This window comes from Streptomyces sp. NPDC126503 (assembly GCF_040302405.1).
Classification (GTDB): Bacteria; Actinomycetota; Actinomycetes; order Streptomycetales; family Streptomycetaceae; genus Streptomyces; species Streptomyces gulbargensis.
On the sequence record NZ_JBEORS010000016.1, the window covers coordinates 1 to 23,205 of the forward strand.

Sequence of the window (23,205 nt, forward strand, 5' to 3'; positions counted from 1 at the left end):
CCCGACACCCCCATCATCACCACCGACGCCCGCCACCGGGCCGACGCCAAGAGCGCGCTCATCACCCTCGTCGAGCACGCCCTCATGGCCCGGCTGCGGTAACCGTCCCGACGGGTCGCCGGACACGCGAAGGCCCCCCGCCCCCTTCCGGGGCGGGGGGCCTTTCGTGTGGTCCGGCGGGCCCGCTCACGCGGCCGGCGGGCCCGGAACGCCGAAGGCCCCCGTCCCGGGCGGGACGGGGGCCTTCGGGCGGCGGGCTCAGCCCTGCCAGGAGTGGGAGGGCCGGAAGCCGGACTGGCGCTCCAGGCGGCGCCAGCCGGCCGTGGAGCGGCCGTACGGGGCGGTGTCCCCGGCGGGCTGGGCGGAGGCGCGGGCGAGGAGGACCGCGGTGAGGGCGGCCAGCTCCTCGGGGTCGGCGTGGCCCTTCTCGACGCGGAGAAGGCTGGCTGTGGCGGGTGTGGTCACTTCGGGGGTCTCCTCTTACTGAGGCGGGTTGCCGTGCTTGCGGGACGGCAGGTCGGCGTGCTTGGTGCGGAGCATCGCGAGGGAGCGCACGAGCACCTGGCGGGTCTCGGAGGGGTCGATGACGTCGTCGACCAGACCGCGCTCCGCCGCGTAGTACGGGTGCATGAGCTCGGCCTTGTACTCCTTGACCATGCGGGCGCGCATGGCCTCGGGGTCCTCGGCCTCCGCGATCTGCTTGCGGAAGATCACGTTGGCGGCGCCCTCGGCGCCCATGACCGCGATTTCGTTGGTGGGCCAGGCGTACGTCAGGTCGGCGCCGATGGACTGGGAGTCCATCACGATGTAAGCGCCGCCGTAGGCCTTGCGCAGGATCAGCGAGATCCGGGGCACGGTCGCGTTGCAGTAGGCGTAGAGCAGCTTCGCGCCGTGCCGGATGATTCCACCGTGCTCCTGGTCGACGCCCGGAAGGAAGCCGGGTACGTCCAGAAGAGTGATGATCGGGATGTTGAAGGCGTCGCACATCTGCACGAAGCGGGCGGCCTTCTCGGAGGCCTCGATGTCGAGGACGCCGGCCAGCGACTGGGGCTGGTTGGCGACGATGCCGACGACCTGGCCGTCCAGGCGGGCGAGGGCGCAGATGATGTTGCGCGCCCAGCGCTCGTGGATCTCCAGGTAGTCGCCGTCGTCGACGAGCTCCTCGATGACCTTGTGCATGTCGTACGGGCGGTTGCCGTCGGCGGGCACCAGGTCGAGCAGGACGTCGGAGCGGCGGTCCGCCGGGTCCTCGGAGGCGACGGCCGGCGGGTTCTCGCGGTTGTTCTGCGGGAGCATCGACAGGAGGTAGCGCACCTCGGCGATGCAGGTCTCCTCGTCGTCGTACGCGAAGTGCGCGACGCCGGAGGTCTCGGCGTGCACGTCGGCGCCGCCGAGGCCGTTCTGGCTGATCTCCTCGCCGGTGACCGCCTTCACGACGTCCGGTCCGGTGATGAACATCTGCGAGGTCTCGCGGACCATGAAGACGAAGTCCGTGAGGGCGGGGCTGTAGGCGGCGCCGCCGGCGCAGGGGCCGAGCATCACGGAGATCTGCGGGATGACGCCGGAGGCCTTGGTGTTGCGCTGGAAGATGCCGCCGTAGCCGGCGAGGGCGGAGACGCCCTCCTGGATGCGGGCGCCGGCCCCGTCGTTCAGGGAGACCAGCGGGGCACCGGCCGCGATGGCCATGTCCATGATCTTGTGGATCTTGGTGGCGTGGGCCTCGCCCAGGGCGCCGCCGAAGATGCGGAAGTCGTGCGCGTAGACGAAGACGGTCCGGCCCTCCACCGTGCCCCAGCCGGTGATGACACCGTCGGTGTAGGGCTTCTTCGCCTCCAGGCCGAAGCCCTGGGCTCGGTGGCGGCGCAGCTGCTCGACCTCGTTGAAGGAACCAGGGTCGAGCAGCAGCTCGATGCGCTCACGTGCGGTCAGCTTGCCCTTGGCGTGCTGGGCCTCGGTCGCGCGCTCGCTCGGGCCCCGCATCGCCTGCTCGCGCAGGACGTGCAGCTCGGCCACTCGGCCACGGGCGTCAGCGGGCTCGCTCGGGATCTGGTCGACAACGGTCATGTACCGACCCTACGAAGCCGACCAAGAAAACCCCGCCGTCCACTCCGTACAGTCCTCCGTGTCGAATCCTGGTGGAGCCGGACAGAACCCGCACCCGACCATGCCGAGTCAACAGCTCAGCACCCCTTGTGATTGTAGGGGTCTCACAAAAGGCTAGACGAGCACCTCGCAACGGTGGGTCACGCACGCCGTACCGGGGGTGACCCGCAGACGCAGCGCGCGGCCGGTGGCGAGAACCTCCACGGAGGGATCGTGGGCGAGCACCCGGCGGACGGGCCGGTTCCACAGGACGTCCAGGGGCTGCCCGGTGCGGGGCGGTTCGGCGAGACGGAGATCGAGGACGGAGCGGCGGCGCCGGACGAGGACGCTCGCGGGCGCGGTGACCGTGAGGGGACCCACCGTACCGGCCTCCCAGAAGTTCGCGGCGGTCAGGCCGAGGGAGGGGACGGCGACCGCCTGGACACCCGGGCCGTTGTGGAGAACGTGCAGCCAGTCCGGGTCGGCCGCGCGTGCGGCGACCGACCGCCGCGAGGCGCCCGGCATCAGCAGATAGGCGTAGTCCGCTCCGGTGGGGTCCGGGCCGTGGTCCAGCCAGAGCGTCTGGAAGCGGCGGGTGCGGCGCTCGGGGGAGCCGGCGCTGTTGATGTCGCTCCAGGCGCCGGTGCGGTCCTCCCGCAGGGTGCGCAGCGCGCCGGTGCCCCCGGGCAGCACCCAGCCGCCGTGCCCCTCCAGGTGGGCCCAGCGCTCGCCGGTGGTCAGGGCGGCGGTGCCGCTCTCACCGAGGAGGCGGTTGTCGACGACCGTCTCGACGGGCACCCCGTCGGCGGCGGTGATCCCGGCGCCGAGGCAGATGATCGCGTCGGCGGCGCAGAACCAGGACGTGCGGGCCTCCAGGGTGGAGCCGAGGCCCTTGAGGTGCTGGCCGATCGCCGCGTACGTACCGTCGGTGACGCCGCCGACCCACCGCACGTCCGGCCTGGCCGCGCCCCACTCCCCGCCGGCCCGGTCGGGCAGGCGCCGGGTGGAGACGGTGGTGCCGGGCAGGCGGTACGGGTCGACGGTGGGCCAGAACCAGTCGGTGTACTGGTCGCCGTGGTCCGGGGTCCACCAGGAGAGCATCCCGGCGCCGGTGTGCCAGCCGCGCGGGTTCTCGCCGTTTCCGCACTCGTAGTACGCGATCCGCCGGGAGGCCATGGCGATGTTCGCGGCCCAGCCCGGGCGGCGGTGGACGGCCCGGTCCATGGCGGCGAAGAGGCGGTGGCCGGTGGGTTCGGGGGCGGCGGGGACCGGCGAGGCGGCGACGGCGTGCAGCCGGGCGAGGTCGGCCACCGGGAACTGGCGGGCGGTGAGGACCGGGGAGACGGTGTCGCGCCGGATCCAGCCCTTCACGCGCGCGTGCCACCGGTCGCGCTCGGCCGGGGAGGCGGCGCCGGCGAGGAGGGCGATGGCGGCGATGACGCCCTGGCCGTGGAAGTGGTCGGAGCGCATCACTTGGCGGTCGTCGTTCCTGAGCAGGCCGCGGCTGACGGCCCGCCCGTTGACGCTGTCCATCATCAGGCCGTCCAGGAGGAGGGGCGCGTAGGCCTTCTCCACGCTGTCGAGGACGATCTGCCGGTTCGGGTCGGTGACGGCCCAGGGGGAGCCTGCGAGCAGGGAGAAGAGGCGGCCGAGGCCGTCCAGCATCACCTGGCCGTAGGTGCCGGTGTAGGCGACCCAGGTGTGCTGGACGAAGGAGCCGTCGGCGTGGAGCCCGTCGCCCTCGGTGACGTACGGGAAGACGGGCGAGAGGGCGTCCCGGGCGAGGGCGATCCTGTCCGGGCGCGCGCCGAGGACACCGCGCAGGGCGACCGAGCGGCAGAGGTCGACGCGGTTGGCGCCGGTGGAGGTGCCGGTGTAGCGGGTGAGGGCGGAGTCGGGGACGAAGTGGTCGACGGCGGCGCAGGCGGCGTCGATCCGCTCGGCGCCGAGGTGCGGGTGGAGGGCGGCGACGATGTCCATGAGCAGGCGCGGGCTGCCGATCTGCCACTCCCACCAGTTGCCGGGGCGGGGGGCGCCCGCGCGGTAGACGGTGGCGGAGAGGTGGTCGAGGCCGCGCAGGACGTCGGCGAGGAGGCCCGGGTCGCCGGTCAGGCCGGTGCCCGGCTGGACGTACGCCTGGGTCATGGTCCACAGCCGGCCGTAGCTCTGCGAGATGCCTGCGGGCGGGTCGAAGGGGGCGTCGGGCCAGAGGGAGCGGGGGGTGGGGGCCAGGGCGGCGCGGAAGGCGCGGGTCAGGGTCCCGGTCTCGGCGAGCCGGGAGGCGTAGGGCTCGGCGGCGGGGTCGTAGCCGGTGCCGAGCTGGAGGTCGAGCCAGCGCAGCCGCAGCGCTTCGAACGCGGCGGGGAGGGTGTCGCCGCCGCCGGCCGGTGCCCCGGTCGCCCGGGCGGCCGGGAGCGGGAGGGCGAGGGCGGCGGTGGCGGCGGCCGTACCGGCGAGGAGGGCGCGGCGGGGCAGCGGCGAGGAGGGGGACGGGGACACGGGAGCCTCCCGGGGGTGGGGTGGGGTCCGGTGGGCACGGGGTCCGGCCGGCCCGGTCCGGACGGGTCGGGCACGGCCGCCGGGGAAGACCGGTCCCCGGCGGCCGTGGGCGTTCAGCCTGCGCAGTGGAAGCGGGCGTTCCCCCAGTCGGCGTGGTCGTTGCCGTTGCCGTCTCCCCCGTCACCGGCCACCAGGTCGACGGAGGTGGCCCCCGTGACGTCGGCGGTGAGCGACCAGGCGGAGTCGGTGGCCCGCAGGACCGGCGACGTCACCTTCTCGGTGCCGTCGGCCCGGACCGAGAACCGCACGGTTCCCCGCGTGGCCTGGGCGTCGTCCACCCCCACCTCGGCGGTGAAGGAGGTGCAGCGGCCCCCCAGGTGGTAGCGGACGGTGGCGGGGGCGTGGGTGCCCAGGCCCTTGGCGTAGGTCACTCCCCCGATCCGCAGCGGGGTGCCGTCGCCCGCGCCGGTCCCGCCGTTGGACAGGTCCCGTTCGACGGGCCCCCAGCCGTTGGTGGCCGAGACCCAGTCGAGGTCGCTCGCCCAGGTGTCGGTGGTGGGCGGGGGCGGCAGGGTGCGGACGGAGGCGGCGGCGGTGAGCGTGCGCTCCGCTCCCCCGAGGGCGTAGGTGAGTTCGGCGCCGACCGGGTACGTCCCGTGGGCGGCGTCCGCCGGAGGCGTCACCTGCCAGGTGGCGGTGGTCCGGCCGCCCGCGGGGACGGGGCCCAGGGTGACGGTGTCGGCGGGTTCGGCGGTCCAGCCCCCGGGCAGCGTGAGCCGGGCCCGCGCGCCGTCGACGGCCGCGGTCTCGTCGTTGGCGTAGGTGACGGTCACCTGGTTGGGGCGGCCGGGCGCCAGGCCGGCGGGGGCGGCGAGGGAGAGCGTGCCGCAGGCGGCGCGGGCGGGAGCCGGGCCGAGGTCGGTGACGGTGAAGCCGTCGAGGACGAAGTCGGCGCCGTCGGGGGCGTCCGCGCGTTTGCGCAGGCCCACCCAGGTGTCGCCGCAGCCGGCGGTGACGGTCTCCTGGAAGCGTCCGGTGGTGCGCTGCTCCCCGAGGGGTGTGCGGCGGCTCTCCACGGCGGTGCCGTCGGCCCGGTCGTAACCGGTGACCCACTCGTAGGCGCCGGCGTGGCTCGACTGGTAGGCGTACTCGACGCGGTAGGCGTGCCCGTCCCTCAGCGGGACGGTCCAGGGCGCGGTGCGGTAGACGAGGCCGGTGTTCTCGTCGTGGGACTTGAGCGACTCGGCGCCGGCGAGGACGTCGTCGATCCGCTTCCCGTTCCAGCCGGCCTGGGTGTACGGGGCGTGGAGCTGGGCGATGTGGGTGCGCGGGTCCGTCGTCCCGCCGGCGTCGCCCTTGAGGAAGGGGCCCCAGCCCTGGTCGACGGCCTCGAAGTCCTCGTACACGGCCGCCCCGGCCTTGGTCGCGGGGTCGTTGGCGACGATCCGCACGTCGTCGGCGCGGACGGTGCCGGTGCCGGGCGCGGCCTCGACGGCGAGGGTCGTGGCGCCGGTGGCGGGGGCGGTGAAGGTGACCTTGGCGCGCTGGAAACGGGTGCCGTTCCAGTCGGAGGCGGCGACGCGGTCCTGGAGGACGGAGCGGGCGACGGTCACGGAGCGGCCGCCGGCGGACAGGGTGGTCGGGCGGGTCCTGCCGGGTTCGACCTCGATGAGGGCGGAGGCGGTGTAGCGGGCGCCCGGGGTGAGGCCGGTGAGGTGCTGGCGGACGGCGGCGGTCGCGGAGCCGGTGAGCCGGACGCTGTTGCGGCCCTGGGTGTCGGTGTCGCGGGTGACGGTGCCGGTGGTGGTCCACGCGGTGAGCCCGGCGTCGTTGAAGCCCGGGTCGCGGACGGGGGTGCCCTCGCCCCAGCGCGGGTCGGGGGTGGCGGGCGCGGTCCGGTGGAGGACGTACGCCTGGCCGGGTTCGGCGTCGAGGGTGACGCGGCCGTTCACCGGACGGACGGTGGCGGTCCGCACCCGGCCGTTGTCGGTGAGCTTGTGGACGGTGTAGGCGGAGGTACGCGGGACGGCCCAACTCGTCCGGCCACCGGCCTTGTTGTAGTGGTAGAGCTTGGTGCCGCCGGCCCACGGGAGCAGGTAGGCGTCGCCGTCGAGCACCTTGCGGCCGTTCTCGTGGAAGGTGCGGCGGCCGTTCTCCACGGTGCCGCGCACGCCGCCGGTGAAGGTGAGGTCGTTGCCGTTCCAGCGGGTGATCTTCTGCTGCTGGAGGTATTTGGCGGGCAGGTTGCGCTGCCAGATGTTGGCGGTGAAGGCGTTCCAGTCGGTCTCGCCGGTCCAGCCCTCGAAGTCGACGAGGGCGGTCTGGCCGAGGACCGGGTGGTCGTTCCAGACGTCCTTCTCGCCGTTGCGGATGAAGCGGATGATGCGCGAGTTGAGGCCCTTGTTGGTGGCGCCGCCGTAGTCGAGGTCGTTGGCCCAGTGGGACCAGAGGGAGGCCCGCTCGAACTTGTCGGACCACTCGGTGGCGACGTTCCAGCCCTGGGCCTGCACGGTCTGGACCGTCTTGTCGGCGATCCAGCCGTGGGTGTAGTAGACGTCGATGTAGAGCGTCGACAGGTTGGGGTCGGTCTCGTCGCGGAGCTGCTGGAAGCGGCGGGCGAGGTCGCCGCTGGTGAGGTCCCGGCGCTGGTCGATGTAGTAGCTCTGGTTGAGCCAGTTCCAGCCGGGCTTCGTCTTGTCGACGAGGGTCTCGCTGAAGTTCTTCGCCTCCGGGTACGACTCGGTGGCGTTGACGTGGACCCCGAAGTCCGCCCCCCACTTCCTGCCCTGCTTCAGGAGGGTGTTGAGGTCGGCGAGGCCGCCGGCGCGCTTGTTGTAGTTGCCGCCGTAGTCGGGGTGGGCCGAGTCGTGGCCTTCGGAGCCGTACCCCTTGAGCAGGGCGAACTGGCCCAGTCCGTCGGTGGCGAGCGAGATCCGCTTGACGTCGTCCAGGGTGCGCAGGAAGGGGTGGGTGGCCTGGGAGGCGAAGTTGAACGGGATGTGGGCGACGACCCGGCCGGGGGTCTTCTCGCTGCCCGGGGCCTTGATCCCGATCGTACGGAAGGCGATGGCCGCGTCCTGCCAGTCGGTGGCGCCGTCGGCGTTGGCGTCGGGGGTGACGACGACCTTGGCCCAGGGCAGGTTCGCGCCGCTCTCGGGGGCGGGGGCCCCGGCTCCCCGGTAGGTCCACTGGCCGGACCGGACGCCGACGCGGGTCTCGGTGCCGGTGGTACGGGCCTGGTGCCAGAAGCGGGCGCCGTCGCGGGCGCTGGGCCCGGAGGGCTTGTCGTAGCTGGAGTTGGACTCGATCGCGGCGGCGAGGGAGGCGGTGTTGACCAGGGCGTAGGTCGCCCCGACGGGGGCGGGGTCGGCCGGGGTGGCGGCGGTGACCGGGGCGAAGACGTCGGCGGTACGGGTGGAGTCCGGGTCGAGCCGGGTGAAGGCGGTGGCCGCCCCGGGCTCGGAGGAGCCGACGGAGACCAGGTCGTGTCCGGGGATGTCGACGGTGCCGACCCGGAAGGCCTCGGTGTCGCGGACGGCGGTGATCCGGAAGGTGGTGGCCCGGCCGGTGACGCTCAGGACGGCGTCGATCTCCACGCCGGGCAGCTCCGGGAAGGCGAGGGCGTAGGCGGCGGAGCCGGGGGTGAGGACGGGGGCGCCGGTGGTCCGCACGGTGTGGGCGGTGCCGTTGAGGACGACGTGGGTGACCGGGGCCGTACTGCCGAGGAGTCGGGCGCCGGTGGCCCGGTCGGTGTACGACAGGACGCGGGGGAAGTCACCGGCGACGGCGACGGACAGCTGGTCGGAGGTGATGACGGGGGTCGCGGCGGGGGTGTGGGGTGCGCCGACGGCGGGCGCGGGAGGTGCGGGAGCCGCGGCGGCGGTCGGGGGGCCGGCGTGGGCGGGGCCGGTCAGGCCGAGCACGGCGGAGGCGGCGACGGCCAGCGCACACGCCGTGCGCGGCCGCCGTGCCCCGGCGGGAGGGTGTGGGAGCGACATGCGCACCAGTTGGCCCGGGTGACGGACCACCGTCAACGAGATCACGCTCCGGCGGCCCCTCCAGTCCAACAACCCTCTGCGGTTAGTCCAAGTCGCTCAGCAGCCGCCGCAGTTGTAGTACGTGACGTCCCAGTGGTTGCCCTCGTCGGCGTAGATGTTGCCCGAGCCGGACTTCCACTGCGGGGCGCCGTCACCGCGTACGCCGATGTAGGTGAAGGTGTTCTTGATGTAGTTCCCGATGCACGTGTACTTGCTGTAGTCGAGCTTGTAGCCGTTCCAGTGGGAGTACGTGCCGCTCGAGTGCCCGGTCTCCGTGCCGCCCGTGATGTTGAGGGCGCAGCCGCTGGCCCGCTTGAGGGTCTGGGCGCCCTGGGCGCTGGCGAGGTTGAGCTGCTCGAAGGACGTGCAGGTGGAGTTGTAGCGATCCGAACAGTTGCCGGAGGACGACCAGGTGATGCCGACCTCACGGAACATCGAGGTCGCGGTGGAGTGGCTGATCTTGGTGACCGCGTGGGCGTCGGTGGCGGTGGAGAGGGCGCCGAAGCCGGGGGCGAAGAGGGCGCCCAGGACCAGGGCGAGGGCGGTGAGGACGGAGCGGAGCTTCACGAGGGGTTTCCTCCTGCGGGTGACCGTGACGACGGGACGGACGGTGGTGCAGGTGGTGCTCGGGTCGCGCAGGGAGATGGTGCCGCAGTTCTACGCGCGTCCGCCAGAGGGCGTGGGTGCCGTTGTGGGGACGGGTCGGAGCCGTCCGGGTGAACATCCCCCGAAGATGTTGAATGTTGAACGGAATGGGTCTACAGTCGTTCTCGTTGAAGCTTCAACAACACCACTTCGCCCCGCTCCCCCGCGGGACCGACCAAGGAGCAGTCATGGGTCTCTTCAGCCGCAAGAACAACGAGTCCGCCGTCGCCGTCGCCGACCTCCCCGTCGACCCCGCCCTCGCCGCCCTGACCGGCGAGTACACCGTCGACCCGGCCCACAGCAGCATCGGCTTCACCGTGCGCCACGCGATGGTCACCAACGTGCGCGGCACCTTCGCCGACCACGAGGGCACGCTGCGACTGGACGGCACCGACCCGGCCGCCTCCACCGCGCGCATCGACGTCCGGATCGCCTCCGTCGACACCGGCATCGCGGACCGCGACGCCCACCTGCGGGGCGAGGACTTCTTCGACGCCGAGCGCTTCCCGCTGATGACCTTCCGCTCCACCGAGGCCGCGCAGCTCGGCGGGGACAAGTACCGTGTCATCGGCGACCTGACCATCAAGGACGTCACCCGTCCGCTCTCCATCGACCTGGAGTTCAACGGCGCGGCCACCGACGTCTACGGCAACGAGCGCGTCGGCTTCGAGGGCTCGGCCGAGATCCTGCGCTCCGACTGGGGCCTGACCTGGAACGCCGCCCTGGAGACGGGTGGAGTGATGGTCAGCGACAAGGTGAAGCTGACCTTCGACATCTCCGCGATCAAGAACGCCGGCTGACCTCCGGGCCCCCGGCCCCAGGTCCCCGTACGCGCCGGGCACTCCCCCGGCGGCACCACGAGCGCGCCCGCCCTCCGCAGCAGCGGACGGCGGGCGCTCGGCGTTCGGCGCTCGGCCGGGCCCCGGTGACGGAGTCCTCCGGCGAACGCCGCCCGCAGCCGGTTCGGCTCAGGCACCCGCCCTGACCCGGGCCGCCGCCTCGACCACGGCCGGGACGAGACGGTCGTTCTCCGGTGCGCCGGGACCCCCGGCGAAGGCGAAGCGGCGGCGGGCGTAGCTGTACGCGAGCCCGGTGGCCGGATCCGCGAAGGCCTGGGAGCCGGGGGCGCCGCTGTGGCCGATGGCGGCCGGGCTCAGGGAGGGGTAGCGGGTGGCCAGCGGGACGAAGCCGAGCCCGAAGGCGTTCTCGGAGCCCGTGACGAGGTCGGTGCCCCGGGAGTGGATCCGGGCGACCTCCGCGAGGGTGGCGGGAGCGAGGAGCGGCGGGCGGCCGTCGAGCTCGCCCGCGAGGGCCGCGTACATCCGGGACAGGCCGCGCGCCGTACCGACACCGCCACCGGAGAGCGGCCCCAGGGCCCGTACCGTACGGGAGTTTCCGTAGGCGACCGCGTCGAACGGCGGCTCGGCGTGCTGGTTGAACGCGATCCCCATGAGGCCGGCCGGACCGGCCGGTCCCGCGGCGAGCACGGCCGCCTCGGCGGGGCTCGGCACCAGGGGCAGGGCCGGACGGAAGCGCGGTTCGAGCTCCTCGGGGAGGCCGAGGTAGTAGTCGAGCCCGTACGGGGCCCGGACCCGCTCCTCGAACAGCTCCTGGACGCTGCGGCCGACGGCCCGGCGGACCACCTCACCGACCAGGGCGCCGACCGTCAGACCGTGGTAGCCGTGCCCCGAGTCCGGCTTCCAGTAGGGGCGGTGACCCGCGAGCCGGGCCGCGATCCGCCGGTCGTCGGCGAGCTCCTCCGCCGTGAAACCGTCCTCGACGCCGATCGCCCCGGACCGGTGGGCGAGGAGCTGGCGCAGGGTCACGGACTCCTTGCCCGCGGCGGCGAACTCCGGCCACCAGAACGCCACTTCGCGATCGAGGTCGAGCGCGCCCTCCTGGACGAGCAGAGCGGTGACGAGCGCCATGGCGCCCTTCGAGGAGGAGTAGAGGGCCAGCAGCGAGTCCCCCTCGACGCCGTCACCGCCCCAGAGGTCGACGACCAGCCGGCCGTCGAGATGGACGGCGAGCTGGGCCCCGCCGTCCCGGGCCTCCTCCGCGGCGATCCCGGCGAACACCTCCCGCACCGACTCGAATCCGGGTGCCACCGTGCCCTGGACGCGGCTCATCACGTTTCCCCCTCGTTCTGCTGTCGTGGTCGCTCCCTGGAACGATCAAGAAGGCCGTTCTCTTCCCGTCCGGCGGGGCTGTCCGTGGGGAGATCCAGCGTTCCCGGCACGGCACTCCGTATCGACAGCGGCACTCGACCGAGGCCGTCGCCCGGCGGTGCGCGAGCTGTCCGCCCGCTCAGAAACCTCCGCCGCCGTCGAAGCCGCCGCCCCCGCCGAAGTCGCCTCCGCCGCCGAAGTCACCGCCTCCGCCGAAGTCGGAGGAGGAGAAGTCGGCGCCGGAGAAGTCGCCGCCCTCGAAGTCGGAACCGCCGTACTCCTGGGCGTAGGCGGGGGTGGTGAGCATCGAGCCGAGCATGGTGCCCATGAGGAGGCCGGGGAGGATGCCGCCGCCGAAGTAGCCGCCGGCCCAGGGGCCGTAGGCGGGGCCGGCCTCCCAGTAGGGGCGGCGGCCGGTGTCGGTGTCGACCGTGCGGGCGAGGGGGGCGAGGCCGTCGTCGAGGCGGGTCGCGTCGGCGGCGCAGACCGGGACCTGGCGGGGGGTGCCGGACGCCGGGGTCCAGGTGCGGTCCTCGGTGGAGGGGCCGTGGCGGGGGTCGAAGAAGCAGGGGGCGCGGCGTTCGGGGAGCGGGCGGGAGGCGCGGCGGGCGGCCAGGACCGCGAGGGAGAAGCGGCCGTCCTCCAGGGCCTCGGTGACGGCGCGGACGTCGTGGGGGTGCGTCGCGGAGGCCATGAGGGACTTGGCCTTCTCGTACGCGTCGAGGGCGCGCTCGTAGTCGCCGCGCATGGCGTCGTCGGCGCCGGGCTCGGCGGGGTGGAAGTCGAGGCGGTCGAGTTCCTCGCCGAAGGCGGTGATGTCCTCGTCGACGACGACCCGGAGGCGGTCGAGGGCGGCGCGTTCCTCGGCCTCCTTGCGGCGCCGGTTGCGGCGCACGACCGCGTAGGCGCCGGCTCCGCCCGCCACGGCGACCGCGCCGAGGGTGACGAGCCCGCCGACCGGGACGCCGCCGTCCGTACCGGCCGCGTCCCAGCTCGCGGGGGCGGAGCCGCGCACGGTCGGCAGGGCCAGGTCGACGAAGGCGTTCAGTTCGGTGGCGGCGTCGACGCCGGGGGTCCGGACGGAGCTGACGAGGTTCCGTACCGCGTCACGGGACATCACCGAGCGGTCGGCGCCCGCGTCGAAGCCGTCACCGAGGCGGACGGCGTAGAGGCCGGTGACCCCGGTGCGGGTGCGCAGGTCCTGGAGCAGCCGTTCGGGTGGGAACCGGTCGTCGGCGGGCAGGACCGCGACGAAGACGGGCTTGTCGGCGTTCTCGATCTTCCGCGCGAGCGCGTCGGCCTCGGCCCGGGAGAGCTGGTCGGCGGCGCCCGGGTCGACGTAGACCGGGCCCTGTCTCAGGGCGGCGGCCACGTCGGGGATGCCCGTGGCCCTGGCGCCCGTGGAGGGGGCCAGGGCCAGGAGCAGGAGCAGTATCAGCCCGGCGAGGGCCGACAGGGCGGTGAGCGGCCTGGTCCTCATGATTCGACGCTACCCGAACAGCATCGAACAGGACATAGGTGGGCGAAGTGACTATTCGGCGGGGTTGATCCCTGCCCGGAGCAGTCCGTAGGTGAAGGCGTCCTCCAGGGCCTGCCAGGAGGCGGCGATCACGTTCTCGCCGACGCCGACGGTGGACCACTCGGCGTTGCCGTCGGTGGTGGTGACCAGGACCCGGGTGGTGGACTCGGTGCCGTGCCGGCCCTCCAGGATGCGGACCTTGTAGTCGGTCAGCTCGAACTTGGCGAGCTGCGGGTAGATCCGCTCCAGGGCGACCCGCATGGCGCGGTCGAGCGCGTTGACCGGGCCGTTGCCCTCGGCGGTCGCGACGATCCGCTCGCCCTTGGCCCACAGCTTGACGGTGGCCTCGTTGGCGTGGGTGCCGTCGGGGCGGTCCTCGACGATCGCCCGCCAGGACTCCGTACGGAAGTAGCGCCTGGCCCGGCCCTCGGCCTCCTCGCGCAGCAGCAGCTCGAAGGAGGCGTCGGCGGCCTCGTACGTGTAGCCCTGGAGCTCCCGCTCCTTGACCCGCTCGACGACCCGGGCGACGAGGGCGCGGTCACCGCCGAGGTCGACGCCGAGTTCCTTGCCCTTGAGCTCGATGGAGGCGCGGCCCGCCATGTCGGAGACCAGCATCCGCATGGTGTTGCCGACCAGCTCGGGGTCGATGTGCTGGTAGAGGTCGGGATCGACCTTGATGGCGGAGGCGTGCAGGCCGGCCTTGTGCGCGAAGGCGGAGACGCCGACGTACGGCTGGTGGGTGGAGGGGGTGAGGTTGACGACCTCGGCGATGGCGTGCGAGATCCGGGTCATCTCGGCGAGGGCGCCCTCAGGGAGGACCCGCTTGCCGTACTTCAGCTCCAGGGCGGCGACGACGGGGAAGAGGTTGGCGTTGCCGACCCGCTCGCCGTAGCCGTTGGCCGTGCACTGGACGTGGGTGGCGCCGGCGTCGACGGCGGCGAGGGTGTTGGCGACGGCGCAGCCGGTGTCGTCCTGGGCGTGGATGCCGAGGCGGGCGCCGGTGTCGGCGAGGACGGTGGCGACGACGGCCTGGATCTGGGCGGGCAGCATGCCGCCGTTGGTGTCGCAGAGGACGACGACGTCGGCGCCGGCCTCGTGGGCGGCCGAGACGACGGCCTTGGCGTAGCCGGGGTTCGCCTTGTAGCCGTCGAAGAAGTGCTCGCAGTCGACGAAGACCCGGCGGCCCTGGGAGCGCAGGTACGAGACGGTGTCGCGGACCATCTCCAGGTTCTCGTCCAGGGTGGTCCGCAGGGCGAGCTCGACGTGCCGGTCGTGCGACTTCGCGACCAGGGTGATCACCGGAGCGCCGGAGTCCAACAGCGCCTTGACCTGCGGATCCTCGGCGGCGGTGCCGCCGGCCCTGCGGGTGGCGCCGAAGGCGACGAGCTGGGCGTTGTGGAAGGTGATCTCTTGGCGGGCACGGGCGAAGAACTCCGTGTCACGCGGGTTGGCGCCGGGCCAGCCGCCCTCGATGAAACCCACGCCGAACTCGTCGAGGTGCCGCGCGATGGTGAGCTTGTCGGCGACGGTGAGGTTGATGCCCTCGCGCTGCGCGCCGTCGCGCAGCGTGGTGTCGAAGACATGGAAGCTGTCGTCGAGGCGCCGCGGGCTCTCGGCGTTCTCCGTGGTCATGACTGTGATGGCTCCTGTCGGACGTGGCTCCGGAAGGGATGGCTCCACTTGCCCCCATTCTCACGCGCCGTCCGCCTCCGGCGTGGGTGGGGCCGGAAAACGAAAAAACCCCTCGCGGGTGCGAGAGGTCTGCGCGCGGGTCTGGGGCACGGTGTCCACCGCCGCGGGGGTCGAACCGCGGGTCAGTGGTCACTGCGGACCGGCGCGCTGCTGCCGATAATCATCGTGGTAGCAAGCACGCCGGAAGTCTGCCACAGGGCGGCGCCGTGCGGGACGCGGGTCTCACCATGCGGGCAGGACGCCCGCGACCGACCGGGGCGGTACGGGGAGGGGCGGCGCGGCTCCGGTACGTCTCGGGCCCGGTGGGCGGCTACGGCTCCCACGGCCCGGCCCGCCGCCCGGCGTCACAGGGCAACAGGGGCGACAGGGACGACGACCGGGAGTGCGCGCGTGCGTCACGGTCGCGGCAGCAGGTCCTGCTCGATGAACTCCCGTACGTGGCCGATGACGTGGTCTCTGCCCGTACCGGGGAGCCCGACGGCGACGTGCACGCTGAAGCCGTCCAGGAGGGCCCGCATCCGGGTGGCGAAGCGGTCGGGGTCGACCGGCCGGAACTCCCCGCGCGAGACGCCCTCGGCGAGGATCGCGACGAGGTCCCGGTGCCAGGCCCCCTCGATGGCGGCCTGGCGGGCACGGGCGTCCTCGTCTGCGTTCTGCGAGCGGTTCCAGACCTCCAGCCAGAGGGTCCAGTGGGGGTCGCGCGGGCCGTCGGGCACGTACACGTCCACGTATCCGTCGAGCCGTTCGCGGGCGGTGCCCGGCCCGGAGAGCAGGGCGCTGCGCTCGGCGCCGAGCCGCCCCTCGCTCCACTCCAGGGTCCGCAGGAGCAGTTCGTCCTTGGTGCGGAAGTAGTAGAGGAGGTGCCCGCTGCTCATCCCCACCTGCCGCCCGAGCCCGGCCATGGTCAGGCCGTCGAGCCCGCGCGCGGCGATGGTGTCCATGGCCGCGGCGAGCACGTCCTCCCGTGGCGGAGCCGCCTGGTTGCGGCGTCGGGGGTGGGGCGGGTTGCTGCTCTCACTCACCCGTACGTTGTACCTCACCCCCCGACGCCGGTCAGACCCGCGGCTGCTGCTGCGTGATGCAGTGGATCGCCCCGGATTGAACTCCCCCGTGCTCCTGAGCTGGGCGGCAAGAGCCTCGCACTCCCTCAATGGGAGACGCATGGGAGATAGCGGCCAACATCTGCCACCTCCCATCAGGATTGTTCCCTTTCCCAGCGCCTCTGCAACACGTCCACGACCTTCCGCTCCATCTCGGGCGTGACGTGTCGGTAGACGCCGCGGACGCCCTGAACAACGTGGCCCAAGCGCTCCTCGATGGCCAGGTCCGCGACACCGTCCTCCTCGAGGTGCGGCCCATGGGCATGGCGCAGCAGATGGATGCGCTTCTTCGTGAAGGACGGAACCGCCGGCAGGGCAGGGCGGGCGTAGCGGCCGACCCGCGCGTCAGAACCGTCTCGAACCGGCTTCCAGTAGTACGTGTTGAAGTCGGTGGTCAGCAGAGGGCCGCCGTCCATCGCCGGGAACAGCCACTCCGAGTCGTGGCTCGCCAGGAGCTCGCGGTGGAGGTCAGCGAGGAAGGGCGGGATCACCAGGGTCCTGACGCTCGCGTACTTCGGCAGGGCCAGCGTCGGCACCCCCTTCTCGTCCGGGCGGTCGGGGTCCTTCACGTACTTGTGCTGCCACTGAACTCTGATCACGGGCATGGGCTTCTTGCCGCAGTAGCGTTCAAGCGCCCGCTCGCGGACCTTTGGGTCCGTCTCGCACTCGGGCCAGTTCGGGCCGACGAACTCCCGGCGGAGGCCGAACATCTCCCCCAGCCGCATGCCCGTGTACGCCTTCGTGAGCATGAAGACATACCCGGTGAACCCCCAGACCTGCCGAGCGTTCTCCGCGAGCAGGTGAAGGTCCGCCGTCGGCACCTCCGTCTTCTCCTCCCGTTCCGGCCGGACGTAGCGCCCGCGACGTTTCTTGTGCGGGGGCACCGGGGTCATGGGGATGAGAGGAGGCCTGTGGGTGACGGCGTCATCCATGATCATGCCGAAGAGGATGCGCAGACTGCGCGCATAGTTCGCGGAGTAGGTGGATTTGATCCGCCTCATCCACGTCTGGTAGCGCAGCGTCGTGATCTCATTGAGAGGCGTGGGGCCCCACTCCGGGATGAGCTGCGCCCGAAGAAACTTCTGGTAGCTGTACACACTGCTGGGGTCGAGCTCCAACGTCTGCAGCCACAGCTGGGACCACGCCTCGAAGGTGATGCGGCCGTCGGCCCTGGCGACGTGCCGGTGGTTACGGATGTCGCTCTCGCGGTCGAGGCCGTAGTCGTAGGCCTCCTGCTCGGTCCACTCGGTGCTGGACTTGCTCTCGTAGATCTTCCGGCCCGTGACCGGGTCGACCTTTCCGGTCTCCCACCGCACGCGGCAGCTGTTCCCGCGCCACTCGATCCACGGCATCGCGCTCGTCCCTCGTCCCGGGTCGCGGCGACCCGGCGATGTCCCCGTCGCCGGATGCCGCAACATCTGACTGCTACCGCTACGCGCCGAGGCCCAACTCGCAGCCCCTGCACGTGGCGCAGTCCCCACCACTACGCCTGACGACAGCGCGCATGCTCCGCTGCCGGTCGGCGTCCTTCAGGACGCCGGGTGGCGCTACACAGATCATCTTCCCATCGGCTATGCCGGCCCAGCCTTCGAACGTCGGGTCAAGATCGGCGACGAGCAGACTTCTGCGCATACCGAGTTCCCCCCTTCCGGGTACTGCGGGGAACCCCCAAGGTCCTTCGACTCTGCCATGGATGCCGCTAACTGTGGCCAGTTAGAGCCAAGAATCTAGGACGACTTTCAATGAAAACTTGATGGCTCGAAAAGGTTGTACTCCGTTTGGCCGAGTTTCAGTCCTGAAGGATGCCGCGCTGGCGCAGTTCCTCCATGAGCTTGGCGTTGAGCTTCAGGATGTCGTCCCCCGTGAGATCCCCCCTCGTGGCGATGACCGCGCTGCGGACGGCGTCCCCGAGGGCGCGCTCGAGCTCGCTGGGCGGGATCTCGGTGATGCGCACGTCCGGGTCGGCGTCGGACGGCGCGCTGATGAGGGGCTCTCCCCCGCGGGCGACCGTCATGCACCCGCCGGGGGCCCAGCGGAGCACTCTCTCGATCTCTGTGTACTTGGTGTCGCGGACCACCAACCCGTTCTCGACGCGTTTCCAGGTGTCCTTGCTGATGCCGGCGGCCCGGGCGGCGGGTTCGACGCCTAGGCCGAGGTCTGTCCGGCGGAGTCTGACGTACTCCGCGAGGCGGTGAAGGTCGAGGGCTGCCATGGGTCCATCTTGACAGGACCAGCTAGGAGCAGCCAGGAGCAGGGCCAAGAGAGGCTAGAAGTGACGGCTGCGCGACCAAGCGTGACCGGGTTTGACGGGCGGACGGAGCGGCCGACGCCACTACCTCGCGGCAAACTCCCGCTAACTCCTGCTAGACGAGACCCGCTATCTCCCGCTAGCTTCTAGCCATGGAACAACCCCCTCCCACCTACGAGGTGAACGGGGCGGAAATCCGCAAGGCCCGCATGCACGCAGGTCTGGGAACGGACGAGGCGGCGAAGCAGGCCGGCATAAGCCGGTCACACCTCAACCACCTCGAAACCGGCTACCGCACCCGCATGAGACCGGACTCCTACGCCCGGCTCCGAAAGAGCCTCGGCATAGAGGCGGACGACACCCGCCTGCTGCAGCGAGACAACACGACGAAAGAAGAGGTGACATGACCACCCGCCGGACCGCGCCGAAGACGCTGGAGCGCGTCTACGACATCAAGCAGGCGGCCATCGCGCTCGGACTCGCCGACCCGAAGAAGCCGGAGTCCCTGGCCGGCCAGCGATTCCTCCGAGACGGCGTCAACCGGGAGCACGACCCGTTCCCCCACACCCGGATCAACGGGCAGCTGCGGTTCACCGAGAGCCAGCTCGCCGAGATCCTCGACCGGCATCGCAACGCGCCCAACACTCGCACCGGACGCCCCCGCAGCAAGAAGCGGGCCGCGACGCGACGCACGGCCTCGAAGCCGTCTGTCGCCCCTCTCGCCGCGTAGCGCGGTATGCGGGCCGCCGCCGGAGGTCGTAGCCCGACGGCCGGCCCTAGGTACCACCCCTCAACCATGACGAAGAAAGGGGCTTCCCATGCCTCGATTCAATCAGACGCACCCCGAGTCGGTGCCCGTCCCTCTGACTCCGCGGATCGTCGAGCTGGTAGTGGACTCTCTGCCGGAGTCGGTCCGCCAGGCCGTGATGGACGCGGAGGACGCTGTCCGTGAGATCCGCCGGTACCGGCCGCTCGCTTCGGACGAGGACCGCGCGGACCGCGAGTTCGAGCTGGCCCGCCTGGCTGCCGCGAACAAGCAGCTGGCCGCCCACCACCCGAACCTGATCGTCACCGGCTGGGAGCGTGCCGCATGAGCGCGAAGCGTGTGAAGGCGGCGGAGGGTGTGATCCTCGCGGCGCTGGTCGGTAGGGACCCGTCAGCGTCGGGGATCGCGGCGGCGTTGGAAGCGGCGGGCCTGCTTCAGTCGCCAGAGACGGCCGAGGCGCTGCGGCTGCAGCGGGACCGGATCGCCGAGCTGGAGGCCGACACCGAGAAGGTCGCCAAGTTCTGCGCCGCCCGAGCCGAGTACGTCGACAACATCAACAACTGCTCGCCGAGCAACGACCGCGACTACTGGCGCTGGAACGGCCACGCCGAGGCTCGCCGTCAACTCTCGCAGCTCCTCGGACTGCCAGTCGCCTGGCCCGCTGAGGACGCGGCCACGCCCATCACGGACGGCAACCCACTCACCTCCGTCCCGCAGCAGAGGGGTGGTGCCCGATGAGCGCCGCCGACATCGAGCGTCTGGACGTGCCGCTCGCTGACCTTGAGCAGCAGATCGCCGACATCCGCGCCCACGCCCGCACCGCCTGCCCCGACCCCGACGGCGCCCACTGGGACCAGTGGCACGCCTTCCTCGACATCGACCCCGACCTCGCCGGCCGCGACTACACCGGAGGCACCCGATGAGCGACAAGGCCGCCGCTCGGTTTGCCGAGGACGTCGCCGAGCACGAGCTGGAGATCATCCTCGACCAGGGTGTGCACCGGCACCTGCGCTTCAAGGCCCCGGATCACAGCTTCTACTGGTTCGAGATCGTCACCTGGCCCGGGAGCCTGGTTATCCGCGGCGACGTCAGCGACCACGCGTTCTCGCAGCAGACCACGTACATGCTCAGCCTGGCCGAAGACATGCTGCCGTACTTCCGCGGCAACGGCTTCAATCCGTCGTACTGGGCGCAGAAGGTCCGCGGCGGCGAGGCCGTCACCCGCTTCTCGTCGGATGCGTTCCGCCGTCAGGTCGTCGAGGAGCTCAAGACCTACGGCGCCGACTCAAAGCTGACGGCGGCTGTCCGCGAGGAGCTGCTGGAGGGCTTCTCCTTCGGCACTGAGGAAGCAGCGCGCGAGGCCCTGGACTCCTTCAGCTTCGGAGACTTCCGCTTCCACGACATCTTCGAGTGGGACCTGACCGAGCCCACGCCGCAGTTCCTCTGGTGCCTCCGGGCGATCTTGTGGGGCATCGCCCGCTACGACGAGACGAAGGCCGGTGAGGACGAGTGACCAGCACGATGGAGTGGATCCGCCGCACCTACGACGTGCCCGCCCGGCACAGGATGCGCATCGAGTACGACGGTCGGCCGGCCACGATCGTCGGCACCCGCGGCCCCTACCTCGCCTTCCGGATCGACGGCGAGACGCGGATCACGTGCGACCACCCGACGTACCGCATCGTCTACCCGGCCGTCCCCGAACCGCCCCGCCCCCGCGGCTGGTGCAAGCACTGCATGCAGGACCGGGTCATGACCGTCGACGGCCTGATGGGCCGCCACCGATGGCGGGGCCGGGACTGGTCCGAGCCGTGCCCCGGTAGCGGCAAGCCCCCGTGGAAGCGGGTTCGGAACCAGACCCACCCCGGCGAGCAGAGGACCGCGGCGTGACTGCCTACCTGCGCTGTCCGGCGCCCAACTGCACGCACCACATCAACGTCCGGACCCTGCCGGCGGCGGCCGAGGACATGACCGACCACCTCGTCGACAAGCACGAGTTCCCCGAGGTGTCGGCCAGCTACCAGGCGCAGATGCTCCTCCCCATCACCACCCAGCCCGCCGCGTGACCGCCCGGCGGCTGGCCGTGCCACACAACCGGCCGGCCGCCGGGACAAGCCACCACCCATAGACCGGCGCGTCGAGCCTCCCCCCGGCTCCGCGCCACCCCGGGGGCCCGCCCTGCCCCGAATCAGGGCGGGCCCCCGGTACCTCACACCCTCAGGAGCCCCTTCATGGACAACGGCAATCGCACCCATCTCTTCGGGCAGGAACGAACCCGCGTCGGCTACGAGGACCACGAGTGGTCCGTCTGGATCCTCGGCATGGACGACATCCACCCCCAGGCCAGCCTCGACGACGCCCTGCAGTTCGCTGCCGAACACAACGCCGCCTTCGCCGAACTCCGCCTCCGCGACGGAGAACACGCAATCCCGCTGCACGCCGTCGTCCTGCACTTCGGCTACGCGTGGACCCAGGCCACCGAGCACGCTCACGGCGTCGACTGCGGTGTCGAAAACTGCGGCCCTTGCTCCTTCACCAAGAAGGCAGCCGTCTGATGTCTACACCTACCGAAGGCCGCTGCCAGGGCTGCCGACAGCTCCGCCCCCTCTTCACCTTCTCCTGGATGCCGACCGGCTGGTACGAGTTCACTGAAGCCCAGCTCTGCTGCCGCTGCCACAGCAACGCGACGATCGTCGATGAGCGCGACGAGCTGGCCTACGACGCGTTCAGCGAGGTGGTCGCGTGATCACCGCCCAGCCGCCGACCGGGGTGCTCCTCGGCCAGTACAGCCCCGGCACCCCCGAGTGGGAGCAGGCTCGTGCCGGGCTGTGCATCACCGCCACCGAGATCTCCGCTGTCGTCGGCCTGTCCCCGTGGCAGTCCCGCTTCAGCCTCTGGCACAAGAAGGCCGGCCTGCCGACCCCGCCGTTCCAGCCCGACCCGGCCGTCGAGTGGGGCAACCGTCTCGAGGACGCCGTCGCCCGCAAGTTCGCCGACGAGCATGGCATGGCCCTCCACGAGACCGGCACGTGGCGGCACCGTGACCGTGACTGGCAGCGCGCCACCCCTGACCGCATCGGCGACGACTGCCTCGTCGAGGTCAAGACCAGCCCGTTCGGCGAAGGCTGGGGCCCGACGGGCAGCGACGAGATCCCCGTCTACTACCGCTGCCAGGTCCAGTGGCAGATGGACGTCACTGGCTACCGCACCACACACATCGCGCTCCTGGTCTCCGGCCACGACTACCGCGAGTACACCATCGCGTACGACGAGGCTGACGCCCAGATCCTCCGCGAGGCGGCCGAGCGGTTCCTCGACGACGTACGTCGCGGCAACCGGCCCCCCATCGACGGTGCTGACGCCACCTACCAGACCATCCGCGTCCAGCCCGACGGTCGCGAGGACCGAGACGTCGAGATCCCCTTCGGGACCGTCTGCCGGTGGGACCAGGCCTACGAGCAGCACCACGCGGCCGAGGCTCAGCTCGCCGCCGTCCGCAGCGAAGTCCTCGACCTCATCGGAAACGGCTACCGGGCCGTCTGCGAAGGACGCCGCATCGCCTACCGCGCGGTCAACGCCGACGGCACCACCCTCGCCCTCCAGCCCTACAGGAGCACCAGCGCATGAGCCAGATCGGCAACGAGATCGCCCGCCAGGAACAGTCGCCGGCGAACCTCATCGAGCAGTACAAGCCCGAGCTCGCCGTTGTCGCCGCCAGTCACGTCCGTGTGGACACCTTCGCCCGCCTCGCCGTCGGCGTACTCCGGCAGAACGAGAAGCTCGCCGCCGCCGCACAGAACAACCCTGGCAGCCTCATGAGCGCCCTCATGACCGCCGCCCGCCTCGGCCTGGAACCCGGCACCGAACAGTTCTACCTCCGGCCCATCAAGCGCCGGGGCCAGCTCGAAGTCCAGGGCATCGTCGGCTACCAGGGCATCGTCGAACTCATCTACAACGCCGGCGCCGCCCAGTCCGTCGTCGTCGAGGTCGTCCGCGCCAACGACGAATTCGTCTGGACCCCCGGCGCCCTCGACGACGACCGGCCGCCCCGCTGGCCCGGCGCAATGAAGCAGCCCCACCACAAGGTCGACTGGTTCGGCGACCGCGGCAGGCTCGTCGGCGCCTACGCCTACGCCGTCATGCAGGGCGGCGCGATCAGCAAGGTCGTCGTCCTCAACCGCGATCACATCGCCCGCGCCAAGGCCAAGTCCGACGGCGCTGATACCGACTACAGCCCCTGGCGCACCGACGAGGAAGCGATGTGGCTGAAGACCGCCGCCCGCCGCCTCGGCAAGTGGGTGCCCACCTCCGCCGAGAAGCGCACCGGCGTCCTCGAGCGGCTCGACGCGCCGGCCGCCCCGCTGAACGAGATCGACCCCGACGAGGACGACGAGCCCATCGACGGCGAACTCGTCGACTGACACCCAGCTCCCCGACCGGAAGGACACG

The 23,205-nt window shown here is 71.7% G+C and carries 24 protein-coding genes and 1 pseudogene; 14 read left to right on the top strand and 11 right to left on the bottom strand.

Annotated elements, in window-relative coordinates; all coding sequences use genetic code 11:
* A pseudogene (locus tag ABTY40_RS20660) lies at positions 1 to 102 on the top strand (ATP-binding protein); the annotation flags it as partial.
* A gap of 156 nt (positions 103 to 258) precedes the next feature.
* Here the strand turns inward: ABTY40_RS20660 and ABTY40_RS20665 are convergent.
* The 5 genes from ABTY40_RS20665 to ABTY40_RS20685 form a co-directional block, all read right to left on the bottom strand.
* Positions 259 to 465, bottom strand: a complete 207-nt coding sequence (locus tag ABTY40_RS20665) for an acyl-CoA carboxylase epsilon subunit (RefSeq protein WP_309052472.1) — start codon at positions 463 to 465, stop codon at positions 259 to 261.
* Between the two features lie 15 nt (positions 466 to 480).
* On the bottom strand, positions 481 to 2,064 hold the full coding sequence (locus ABTY40_RS20670; RefSeq protein WP_345285603.1) for an acyl-CoA carboxylase subunit beta: 1,584 nt from the start codon (positions 2,062 to 2,064) through the stop codon (positions 481 to 483).
* A gap of 153 nt (positions 2,065 to 2,217) precedes the next feature.
* Positions 2,218 to 4,581: a polysaccharide lyase 8 family protein gene (locus ABTY40_RS20675; protein WP_352060861.1), complete on the bottom strand. Its 2,364-nt coding sequence runs from the start codon at positions 4,579 to 4,581 to the stop codon at positions 2,218 to 2,220.
* Between the two features lie 113 nt (positions 4,582 to 4,694).
* Entirely contained in the window at positions 4,695 to 8,579 is a 3,885-nt protein-coding gene (locus ABTY40_RS20680) for an endo-alpha-N-acetylgalactosaminidase family protein (protein ID WP_352060862.1), read from the bottom strand.
* Between the two features lie 96 nt (positions 8,580 to 8,675).
* Entirely contained in the window at positions 8,676 to 9,185 is a 510-nt protein-coding gene (locus ABTY40_RS20685) for a hypothetical protein (RefSeq protein WP_352060863.1), read from the bottom strand.
* A gap of 266 nt (positions 9,186 to 9,451) precedes the next feature.
* Between ABTY40_RS20685 and ABTY40_RS20690 the strand changes: the two genes are divergently transcribed.
* Positions 9,452 to 10,063: a YceI family protein gene (locus ABTY40_RS20690; RefSeq protein ID WP_352060864.1), complete on the top strand. Its 612-nt coding sequence runs from the start codon at positions 9,452 to 9,454 to the stop codon at positions 10,061 to 10,063.
* A gap of 168 nt (positions 10,064 to 10,231) precedes the next feature.
* Here the strand turns inward: ABTY40_RS20690 and ABTY40_RS20695 are convergent, their stop codons facing one another.
* From ABTY40_RS20695 to ABTY40_RS20720, 6 genes are all read right to left on the bottom strand, one after another.
* The gene (locus ABTY40_RS20695; protein WP_352060865.1) at positions 10,232 to 11,392 is read right to left on the bottom strand and encodes a serine hydrolase domain-containing protein; all 1,161 of its coding nucleotides are present in this window, start codon (positions 11,390 to 11,392) and stop codon (positions 10,232 to 10,234) included.
* Positions 11,393 to 11,570: 178 nt separating this feature from the next.
* Positions 11,571 to 12,911: a hypothetical protein gene (locus ABTY40_RS20700; RefSeq protein WP_352060866.1), complete on the bottom strand. Its 1,341-nt coding sequence runs from the start codon at positions 12,909 to 12,911 to the stop codon at positions 11,571 to 11,573.
* A 51-nt stretch (positions 12,912 to 12,962) separates the two neighbouring features.
* Complete coding sequence (gene cimA, locus ABTY40_RS20705) at positions 12,963 to 14,582, bottom strand: citramalate synthase (RefSeq protein ID WP_352060867.1); 1,620 nt, start codon at positions 14,580 to 14,582, stop codon at positions 12,963 to 12,965.
* A gap of 455 nt (positions 14,583 to 15,037) precedes the next feature.
* Positions 15,038 to 15,583: a TetR/AcrR family transcriptional regulator gene (locus ABTY40_RS20710; RefSeq protein ID WP_352061012.1), complete on the bottom strand. Its 546-nt coding sequence runs from the start codon at positions 15,581 to 15,583 to the stop codon at positions 15,038 to 15,040.
* 254 nt (positions 15,584 to 15,837) lie between these two features.
* Positions 15,838 to 17,094: a tyrosine-type recombinase/integrase gene (locus ABTY40_RS20715; RefSeq protein WP_352060868.1), complete on the bottom strand. Its 1,257-nt coding sequence runs from the start codon at positions 17,092 to 17,094 to the stop codon at positions 15,838 to 15,840.
* A 437-nt stretch (positions 17,095 to 17,531) separates the two neighbouring features.
* Complete coding sequence (locus tag ABTY40_RS20720; RefSeq protein ID WP_352060869.1) at positions 17,532 to 17,954, bottom strand: helix-turn-helix domain-containing protein; 423 nt, start codon at positions 17,952 to 17,954, stop codon at positions 17,532 to 17,534.
* A gap of 188 nt (positions 17,955 to 18,142) precedes the next feature.
* Here ABTY40_RS20720 and ABTY40_RS20725 point away from each other — a divergent pair, with 188 nt between their 5' ends.
* From ABTY40_RS20725 to ABTY40_RS20780, 12 genes are all read left to right on the top strand, one after another.
* The gene (locus ABTY40_RS20725; protein WP_352060870.1) at positions 18,143 to 18,397 is read left to right on the top strand and encodes a helix-turn-helix domain-containing protein; all 255 of its coding nucleotides are present in this window, start codon (positions 18,143 to 18,145) and stop codon (positions 18,395 to 18,397) included.
* A complete protein-coding gene (locus ABTY40_RS20730; protein ID WP_352060871.1) occupies positions 18,394 to 18,720 on the top strand; it encodes a hypothetical protein in 327 nt (108 codons plus the stop codon). Before ABTY40_RS20725 ends, ABTY40_RS20730 begins: the two co-directional genes overlap by 4 nt.
* An 88-nt stretch (positions 18,721 to 18,808) precedes the next feature.
* Entirely contained in the window at positions 18,809 to 19,084 is a 276-nt protein-coding gene (locus tag ABTY40_RS20735) for a hypothetical protein (RefSeq protein ID WP_352060872.1), read from the top strand.
* Positions 19,081 to 19,494 (top strand): hypothetical protein, encoded by a 414-nt coding sequence (locus tag ABTY40_RS20740; protein WP_352060873.1) that lies wholly within the window; start codon positions 19,081 to 19,083, stop codon positions 19,492 to 19,494. Before ABTY40_RS20735 ends, ABTY40_RS20740 begins: the two co-directional genes overlap by 4 nt.
* Positions 19,491 to 19,679, top strand: a complete 189-nt coding sequence (locus tag ABTY40_RS20745) for a hypothetical protein (protein ID WP_352060874.1) — start codon at positions 19,491 to 19,493, stop codon at positions 19,677 to 19,679. The genes ABTY40_RS20740 and ABTY40_RS20745 overlap by 4 nt, the downstream gene beginning before the upstream one ends.
* Positions 19,676 to 20,269, top strand: coding sequence for a hypothetical protein (locus ABTY40_RS20750; protein WP_352060875.1), 594 nt, complete (start codon positions 19,676 to 19,678; stop codon positions 20,267 to 20,269). The genes ABTY40_RS20745 and ABTY40_RS20750 overlap by 4 nt, the downstream gene beginning before the upstream one ends.
* On the top strand, positions 20,266 to 20,646 hold the full coding sequence (locus ABTY40_RS20755; protein WP_352060876.1) for a hypothetical protein: 381 nt from the start codon (positions 20,266 to 20,268) through the stop codon (positions 20,644 to 20,646). The genes ABTY40_RS20750 and ABTY40_RS20755 overlap by 4 nt, the downstream gene beginning before the upstream one ends.
* Positions 20,643 to 20,822, top strand: a complete 180-nt coding sequence (locus ABTY40_RS20760; RefSeq protein ID WP_352060877.1) for a hypothetical protein — start codon at positions 20,643 to 20,645, stop codon at positions 20,820 to 20,822. The genes ABTY40_RS20755 and ABTY40_RS20760 overlap by 4 nt, the downstream gene beginning before the upstream one ends.
* Positions 20,823 to 20,987: 165 nt before the next feature.
* Positions 20,988 to 21,311, top strand: coding sequence for a hypothetical protein (locus tag ABTY40_RS20765; protein WP_352060878.1), 324 nt, complete (start codon positions 20,988 to 20,990; stop codon positions 21,309 to 21,311).
* Entirely contained in the window at positions 21,311 to 21,502 is a 192-nt protein-coding gene (locus tag ABTY40_RS20770) for a hypothetical protein (protein WP_352060879.1), read from the top strand. The genes ABTY40_RS20765 and ABTY40_RS20770 overlap by 1 nt, the downstream gene beginning before the upstream one ends.
* Positions 21,499 to 22,383, top strand: coding sequence for a YqaJ viral recombinase family nuclease (locus ABTY40_RS20775; protein WP_352060880.1), 885 nt, complete (start codon positions 21,499 to 21,501; stop codon positions 22,381 to 22,383). The genes ABTY40_RS20770 and ABTY40_RS20775 overlap by 4 nt, the downstream gene beginning before the upstream one ends.
* Positions 22,380 to 23,177 (top strand): recombinase RecT, encoded by a 798-nt coding sequence (locus ABTY40_RS20780; protein ID WP_352060881.1) that lies wholly within the window; start codon positions 22,380 to 22,382, stop codon positions 23,175 to 23,177. The genes ABTY40_RS20775 and ABTY40_RS20780 overlap by 4 nt, the downstream gene beginning before the upstream one ends.
* Positions 23,178 to 23,205 lie beyond the last annotated feature (28 nt).